The organism is Desulfobacterium sp. N47 (assembly GCF_051233685.1).
Lineage (GTDB): Bacteria > Desulfobacterota > Desulfobacteria > Desulfobacterales > RPRI01 > RPRI01.
Genome location: NZ_JBAMMY010000205.1, coordinates 1 through 8,240, shown reverse-complemented (window position 1 = coordinate 8,240; position 8,240 = coordinate 1). Strand labels below are relative to the sequence as shown.

General features: G+C 39.6%; 6 protein-coding genes. 5 read left to right on the top strand and 1 reads right to left on the bottom strand.

Going from position 1 to position 8,240, the window contains the following annotated elements; all coding sequences use genetic code 11:
• Positions 1 to 638 precede the first annotated feature (638 nt).
• From VXK47_RS13315 to alaS, 5 genes are all read left to right on the top strand, one after another.
• On the top strand, positions 639 to 2,021 hold the full coding sequence (locus tag VXK47_RS13315; RefSeq protein ID WP_435549273.1) for a M23 family metallopeptidase: 1,383 nt from the start codon (positions 639 to 641) through the stop codon (positions 2,019 to 2,021).
• Positions 2,022 to 2,032: 11 nt separating this feature from the next.
• On the top strand, positions 2,033 to 3,214 hold the full coding sequence (locus VXK47_RS13310; RefSeq protein WP_435549274.1) for a homocysteine biosynthesis protein: 1,182 nt from the start codon (positions 2,033 to 2,035) through the stop codon (positions 3,212 to 3,214).
• A 61-nt stretch (positions 3,215 to 3,275) separates the two neighbouring features.
• Complete coding sequence (thpR, locus tag VXK47_RS13305; RefSeq protein ID WP_435549272.1) at positions 3,276 to 3,869, top strand: RNA 2',3'-cyclic phosphodiesterase; 594 nt, start codon at positions 3,276 to 3,278, stop codon at positions 3,867 to 3,869.
• 202 nt (positions 3,870 to 4,071) lie between these two features.
• Positions 4,072 to 5,121 (top strand): recombinase RecA, encoded by a 1,050-nt coding sequence (gene recA / locus VXK47_RS13300; RefSeq protein ID WP_435549271.1) that lies wholly within the window; start codon positions 4,072 to 4,074, stop codon positions 5,119 to 5,121.
• A 132-nt stretch (positions 5,122 to 5,253) separates the two neighbouring features.
• On the top strand, positions 5,254 to 7,881 hold the full coding sequence (gene alaS, locus VXK47_RS13295) for an alanine--tRNA ligase (protein ID WP_435549270.1): 2,628 nt from the start codon (positions 5,254 to 5,256) through the stop codon (positions 7,879 to 7,881).
• A 128-nt stretch (positions 7,882 to 8,009) separates the two neighbouring features.
• Here alaS and VXK47_RS13290 read toward each other — a convergent pair.
• Positions 8,010 to 8,240: hypothetical protein (locus VXK47_RS13290; protein WP_435549269.1), on the bottom strand; the 231-nt coding region annotated here is incomplete at its 5' end.

The window sequence follows — 8,240 nt, the reverse complement described above, 5'->3', positions numbered from 1 at the left end:
TCATCCTTTCTTGAATTGGTGAATTTAAGAAGATAATAGAGCATTCTCTTTATTAAATCAATATGTTATTTGGTATTTCAACTGCTTTTTATAAAAATAATCGGATCAATGCGAGACTTTTGAAATTACCTCAAATGCTTTAAAACGGTGAAACGGGAAATAATACTTATTTTTAATCCGGATATGCGATTTTTCAGAATTCAGTAGTTATAAAAGCATATCCAAGGAAATATTGCGAAATATAAATATACGGTTTATGTTAAGAAATTGGGATATTGGCCAGATTTTGGTTAAATCCAATCAGTGTAAACACTAATTTGCATGAAAGTAATAAACATCATTTAATAAGTCAATAATAAAATAGGCTGAGTTTCAAAGGAGACTGAGCTTTTCGAAGTACTTTGTACAAAAGAAAACCGTACTTAGGAATTTGTTGATATGCTTTAGATACAAAGACTATAGAAAATTTACGGCTCATTAACTGCAAGTATGTTTAAATGCTTATCGAATTATAAACCCATCAAAATAAGACTGGCATATTGATGTATTCCATGCTAATTTATGCTCGCATTTAAGCAGGAAAAGTTATGGATGGAAAACATTTAATAAATTGCTGCAATGAAAGGTTGGTGTAAGAATTGAAAGGTAAAATCAATTTAAAAGTTATTTTGATAGTTTTGTTTGGTCTGGCTGTTATTCCTGCCTTATGGATTTTAGTTTTTAACTTAGAGGGTGAAAAGCCTGTTATAGAATTTGAAAGCCCAACTCAAATATTGTCAATCGGAGCTTCAAAAGATATTACCGTTTTGGCTTCCGACCAGAAAAAGGGTTTGCATAAAGTTAAAATTGAGATTGTAAAAGACGGGAAAGAAAACGTACTGATTGAAAAAGAATACCCTAAAGCAGGTTTTTTTGGAGCAGGTGTTCATAAAGATACTATAAAGATCACTATTGAACCGTCAAAACTGGGAATCTCCGAAGGGAAATCATTATTGCGTTTAAGTGTATGGGATTATTCCTGGCGCAGATGGTGGAACGGAAATATAACAACCATCGAAAAAGAGATTAATATTGATACGAAACGGCCTGAAATAGATGTTATAAGCGGGACTCAATATGTAAACCAGGGTGGGGCAGGAGTTGAAATATACAAATTGTCCGAACCCTGCGTAAAAAACGGGGTTTACGCCGGAGGAAATTTCTTTCCGGGCTATAGCGGTTATTTTCCGGATAAAAATATTTATATCTGCTTTTATGCTCTTGAATATGACAAAGGACCGGGTACTGAAATATATGCTTTTGCTGTTGATGAAGCAGGAAACAGTTCAAAAAGAGGTTTTAATGTGTCTATCAAGGAGAAAAAATTTAAAGAAGATTCAATCAATATTTCGGATTCTTTCCTTAATGCGGTTATGCCTCAATTTGATATGACTGTTGATAAAAATTCAACTAACCCTCTATTGGATAAGTATATTAAAGTAAACCGGGAACTGCGGGTTGCAAACCATAACAAATTAAAAGAACTTGTACAAAACCCTGAAAAGGAAATACTCTGGCAAGGCGCTTTTATAAGTTTTCCGAATGCTGCAAATAAGGCTTCGTTTGCAGACCACAGAAATTACAATTATCAGGGCAAACTTGTAGACAGCCAGACTCATCTAGGAATCGATCTGGCCTCGCTTGCCGGTGCCCCGATTCCTGCTGCAAACAAAGGTAAAATTGCATATGTTGGTGATTTTGGGATTTATGGAAAAATGGTACTGATTGATCATGGCTTCGGCATTTTCAGTTTATATGGACATATGAGCAGCTCAGATGTTACCGTAGGCCAGATTGTAGAAAAAAATTATACTATAGGCCGGTCGGGTAAAACCGGTCTTGCTGCCGGGGATCACTTGCATTTCAGTATGCTTGTAGATAACGTATTCGTAAATCCTTTGGAGTGGTTGGATGCTTCATGGATAGTAAATAACATAACATCAAAAATTAATGACGCCAAATCGGTTTCCGGCTCCAAATAGGAAAAAGTATGATGAAGGAGTATAAGGTAAGAAAAACATATAAAGAGATAAATGAGAAAATTAAATCAGGAAAAGTTGTGGTGGTTACAGCCGGGGAAATGATCGATATCGTTAAAAACGATGGGCCGGTTAAGGCTGCAAAACATGTTGATGTAGTAACTACCGGAACATTTGCTCCCATGTGTTCTTCAGGTGCTTTTATAAATTTCGGACATTCGGTACCTACAATTAAAGCATCAAAAGTCTGGTTAAACAATGTTCCTGCCTATGGGGGAATTGCTGCCGTTGATTGTTACATAGGAGCCACAGAGCCCTGTGAGGATGATCCCCTTAACAAGGTTTATCCCGGTGAATTCAATTATGGCGGCGGGCATGTTATTCAGGATATGGTTGCAGGGAAAAAAGTTCATCTGAAAGCAACAGGATATGGCACTTCATGTTATCCGGGACGTCTGGTTGAAAAAGAAATTTCACTTGCAACTCTTCCCGGTGCAACTCTTTGCAACCCCAGAAACGGTTATCAGAATTATAATTGTGCAATCAATCTTACCAAAAAAACAATTTATACTTACATGGGTACATTAAAACCCAGGGGCGCCAATGCGACTTATTGTTCAGCCGGAGAGTTAAGCCCTCTTTTAAATGATCCTTATTATAAAACGATAGGACTTGGTACCAGAATATTTTTAGGAGGTTCACAAGGATATGTTACCTGGTACGGAACCCAGCATAAACCTTCTGTTAATAGAAATGAAAAAGGGGTTCCGTTAACTCCTGCCGGAACGCTATGGGTAATGGGCGATTTGAAAAACATGAGTCCGAACTGGCTTGTCGGTGTGAGCATTCAGGGATATGGATGTTCTCTTTCGGTAGGGCTGGGAATTCCCATACCGATATTAAATGAAGAGATGGCATCGTATACAGCAATATCCGATGAAGACATATTTACACAGATTGTTGATTATGGAAATGATTATCCAAACGGGATATCCAAGAGTTATGGGCAGGTTAGCTATGCACAATTAAAGAGTGGGTTTATAAATTTAGATAGTGAAAAAATTCCGGCAACTCCGCTTTCAAGCCTTGTCAAGGCCAGAGAAATTGCCAATATACTAAAAGAATGGATTCTAAAAGGGCAGTTTTTTCTGGGTGAACCCCAGTTTACTCTGCCCGGCAGTTTACAGCCTGATTAGTAAATATTGATAAATGATGAATGATTAATTTAACCGGATAAAAAAATTATTTCTTAATCTCATGTCTGATACCATAAGAGCTTTTATAGCGCTCAAGCTTCCGGATAATATCTTATCTTTCATAAATAAAATTCAGAAGAATCTGAAGCAATATGGTTTTCCTGTAAGGTGGGTAAAACCTGAAAATATCCATCTTACACTTAAATTTTTCGGAAACATAGACAAGTCCGATCTTTCTGATATCAAGGCTGCTTTGAATGAATGCTCAGGCTGTTATTCCGCTTTGAACCTTTTTGCAAAAGGAATCGATGTGTTTCCGTCAATTATGCGTCCAAGAATAATGTGGGTCGGCGTTTTGGGAGACACATCTCTTTTGTTAAGTCTGCAGAATACGCTTGATAAAAGATTGGAGGAATCCGGATTTAAAAAAGATGAAAAGCCTTTTAAAGGTCATCTTACAATGGGACGCTTTAAAGATAAGGTTAATAACGAAAAGCTTATCGAAATATTACGAAAATATCAAAATGTTGATCCGGAAGCATTTGCAGCAAAAGAGATCGTTCTTTTTAAAAGCGATCTTAAACCACAGGGGCCTGTATACACCGAACTTTTTAAGATGCTTTTGGGTAATAATAATGAGGACCGGGAGAAATAATCCCGCTTTGAGCTTGACCAAACTGAAACGTTTTGAAACCGGTTCTTTAGATAAATATTTTAGTTAGATCTTTCATGCCTTAGGGATTCCAGGGCTCGGGATTAACAAGGGGAAAAAATATCCCTTGGCTACTTAGCTCCTGGACCCTTAAACCATTGGCTTTAAGCCGGTGCCGGTTGACTTACAGAAGAAAGGGGAAATTATGAGCAATACAAATAATGCGATGGATAAGGAAAAAGCAATAGATGCTGCAATAGGCCAGATTGAACGCCAGTTTGGAAAAGGGTCGGTCATGAAACTTGGCAGCAGGCCTGTTGTAGATATTCCCGTAATACCCACAGGATCTCTTGCACTTGACAGAGCGCTTGGTGTGGGCGGGCTTCCGAGAGGAAGAGTTATTGAAGTATTCGGTCCGGAATCATCGGGCAAGACGACTCTTGCCCTAAGTTGTGTTTCCGAAGCCCAGAAACAAGGCGGCATAGCCGCCTATATTGATGCCGAACATGCACTTGATACTTCTTATGCAAAAGTGATAGGTGTCAACTGCGATGAACTTCTTATTGCACAGCCGGATACCGGTGAGCAGGGCCTTGAAATTGCAGATATGCTTGTAAGAAGCGGAGCTATAGATATTATTGTAATCGATTCGGTTGCAGCTTTGGTTCCCAGGGCCGAAATTGAAGGTGAAATGGGAGACTCCCATATGGGGCTTCAGGCAAGGCTCATGTCCCAGGCTTTGAGAAAACTTACCGGAACAATAGGCAAGACTATGACTTCTGTGATTTTTATCAACCAGATAAGGATGAAAATAGGAGTTGTATTCGGAAATCCCGAAACAACTACAGGAGGAAACGCTCTTAAGTTCTATTCTTCCGTAAGGCTTGATATACGACGCACTGCTTCCATCAAGGATGGGCAGGAAGTAACGGGAAACAGGACAAGAGTTCGTGTTGTCAAAAACAAGATGGCTCCGCCTTTCAGAGAAGCCGAATTTGATATAATGTATAACGAAGGAATATCAAAAACCGGGGATATCATTGATATGGGGGCGGATTTGGGAGTAATTGACAAAAGCGGTGCATGGTATTCATATAACGGGGAAAGAATAGGGCAGGGCCGTGAAAATGTAAAAAAATTCTTAAAGGAAAACCCGGATATTTTTAACAGTATACATTTGAAGGTCAGGGAAGTTGCAGGCATTATTCCGGTAAAGGAAGAAATTATAACCGAAGTCAAATCGAATACAGAATAACAAGTAATAAAAAAATAAAGTTTATGAGTCCATAAGTTCATGGAACAAAAAGAGTAAGGTCCGCCTTACAATCTTTTGCTTATGAACTTACCAACTCACCAACTTACGAGCTATAACCATACGGAGTTATTAATGACAGGCAGTGATATTCGCAGACAGTTTCTTGAGTATTTTAAAAAGCACGATCATCAGATCGTAAGAAGTTCATCACTTGTTCCGGTTGAAGATCCTACTTTGCTTTTTACAAATGCAGGCATGGTGCCGTTTAAGCGCACCTTTCTCGGGGAAGAGAAAAGAGGCTATGTAAGGGCGGCAAGCTCCCAGAAATGCGTGCGAGCCGGCGGAAAGCATAATGATCTTGAAAATGTAGGTTATACGGCAAGGCACCATACTTTTTTTGAAATGCTTGGAAATTTTTCCTTTGGTGATTATTTCAAGGAAAAGGCTGTTGAATATGCCTGGGATCTTCTTGTAACAGGCTTTGGGATTCCGGTGGATAAACTTTGGGTTTCAGTCTATCTTGATGATGATCAGGCTCATGATATCTGGCATAAGAATGCCGGTGTTTCCGAAGACAGGATTGTAAGATTCGGCGATAAGGATAATTTCTGGTCGATGGGTGATACCGGGCCATGTGGCCCCTGTTCCGAAATTCTGATTGACAGGGGAGAAAAATATGGCTGCGGAAAGCCGGACTGCAAGGTAGGCTGCGAATGCGACCGCTATCTTGAGATATGGAATCTTGTTTTCATGCAGTTTGAGAGGGATGCTTCAGGAAAAATGACTCCGCTGCCCAGACCCAGCATTGATACGGGAATGGGGCTTGAGCGCATTGCTTCTGTTGTACAGAATGTTCCTACAAATTATGATACGGATCTTATCATTCCGATTATAAGAAAAACCGAGCAGTTGTCGCAAAAGCGCCTTGGTGATTCGTCGGTATCGGATGTAGCAATGAAAGTAATTGCCGATCACAGCAGAGCAGCGGCATTTCTTATCTGTGACGGAATTCTTCCGTCTAACGAGGGAAGGGGATATGTGCTTCGCAGGATAATGAGAAGGGCTATACGTTACGGGCGAAATATCGGTCTTGTAAAGCCTTTCCTTCATGAGACATCACAAGTTGTTATTGAAACCATGAAAGATGCTTATCCGGAATTTGAAGGGGCTGAGGCATTTATTTCAAATGTTATAAAAAATGAGGAAGCAAGATTTTCCGAAACCCTTGATAATGGATTAAGGCTTTTAAATGATACCCTTTCGGAAATCAAAGCTAAGGGATTAAATACTATTTCAGGAGATATCATATTTAAACTGTATGATACTTATGGCTTTCCGGTTGATGTGGTTAGAGATGTTGTAAGAGATGAAAATCTTTTTCTTGATATGGACGGTTTTAATGCGGCCATGAAAAATCAGAAGGAAAAATCAAGATCGGTTGCAACTTTTTCCGGGATAACAGAAGCTTATAAAAATCTTTCCGCAAACCGGCTTATCCCAGAATTTGTAGGATATGATAAACAAATAAGTGATTCCAAAGTTCTTCTTATAGTAAAAGACGGGAAGGAAACAGCAGAAGCAGTTGCAGGCAGTGATATAGAGATTGTTACCGAAGAAACCCCTTTTTACGGTGAATCGGGCGGACAGACCGGAGACTCAGGCATAATATCCTCAAGTAATCTTAAAATTGAAATTGCAGATACCATAAAGGATGCGGCAGGAATAATAATTCATAAAGGTAAAATTATTACCGGAACCGTTTCAAAGGGTCAGTCTGTAACTCTGTCTGTTGATAATAAAAGACGTAGTGCAACAGCAAATAACCATACTGCAACGCATATACTGCATTTTATATTAAAACGGATTCTGGGAGATCATGTAAAACAGGCCGGATCATTTGTATCATCCGAAAGGCTTCGTTTCGATTTTACCCATTTTTCCCAGGTTGATTCCGATACGCTTGAAAAAATAGAAACGCTTGTAAATGAAAGAATCAGGGAAAACGCTTTAACATGCATAGAAGAGATGGATGCCGAAAAAGCCTTTAAATCCGGCGCAACAGCTCTGTTTGAAGAAAAATACGGTGATGTAGTAAGAGTAATATCTCTCGGAGAGTTCAGCAAAGAGCTTTGTGGTGGAACGCATACCGATAGAACAGGCAATATAGGCCTTTTTAAGATTATAGCAGAATCAAGCGTTGCATCCGGTGTAAGGCGAATCGAAGCATTAACGGGTGCTGCCGCCTTGAATTATATTCAGCAGAATATGAAAACTTTGAATGAGACTGCCCGTATTGTTAAGGAAAAGCCGGAAGCACTACCGCAAAAAGTCGAAAAAATGCTTATCCAGCAAAAGGCTTATGAAAAGGAACTTGAAAAAACAAAAGCAAAAATCGCCTCCCGTGCAGCAGATGATATGGATAATGAAATCAAATCTATAAACGGTGTAAAAGTTCTGGCCAAGAAAGTTCTGGCAGATAATCCCGCTGCATTAAGAGATCTTGCCGACAAATTCAGAGATAAAATAAAATCCGGAATTGTTGTGCTTGGAAGCGCCGCAGGCTCAAAAGTGTTTTTGATTGTTATTGTTACCAAGGATCTGGCCGGAAAATATCATGCAGGAAATATTGTGAAACAGGTTTCATCAGTGGTAGGCGGGGGAGGTGGAGGAAGACCCGATATGGCTCAGGCCGGGGGAAGTATCCCTGAGAAACTGGATGAGGCGCTGGCCGGAGCTTATGATATTATAAGTAGTGTATAGCTTCAGATGCTGTTTGGATGGCAACAATCCATGGATAGCAGGTGCATAACCGAAAAAACAGGATGGATCTATTGTCCGGGTACAAAGTGCCCGGACAAATAGATGATTACTGCCAGCTGCTATTAGGCTTAAATACAAGCCTGCTTTATCGATCTTTTTACAAGTACTCTTATCAGTTTGCGCTTATACCATGCCGAAATATTAAAATGAGGCATGGGACGTACCTTTTCGTAAGCGGCATCGGCTGCTTTTTCTATGAGTTCGTCTGTTATGCTGTTGCCGATAAGAATATCTTCTGCTTCCTTAAGTCTTAAGGGTCCTGATCCTACAGCAGTTACTGCAATTCCTGCATTTTTACA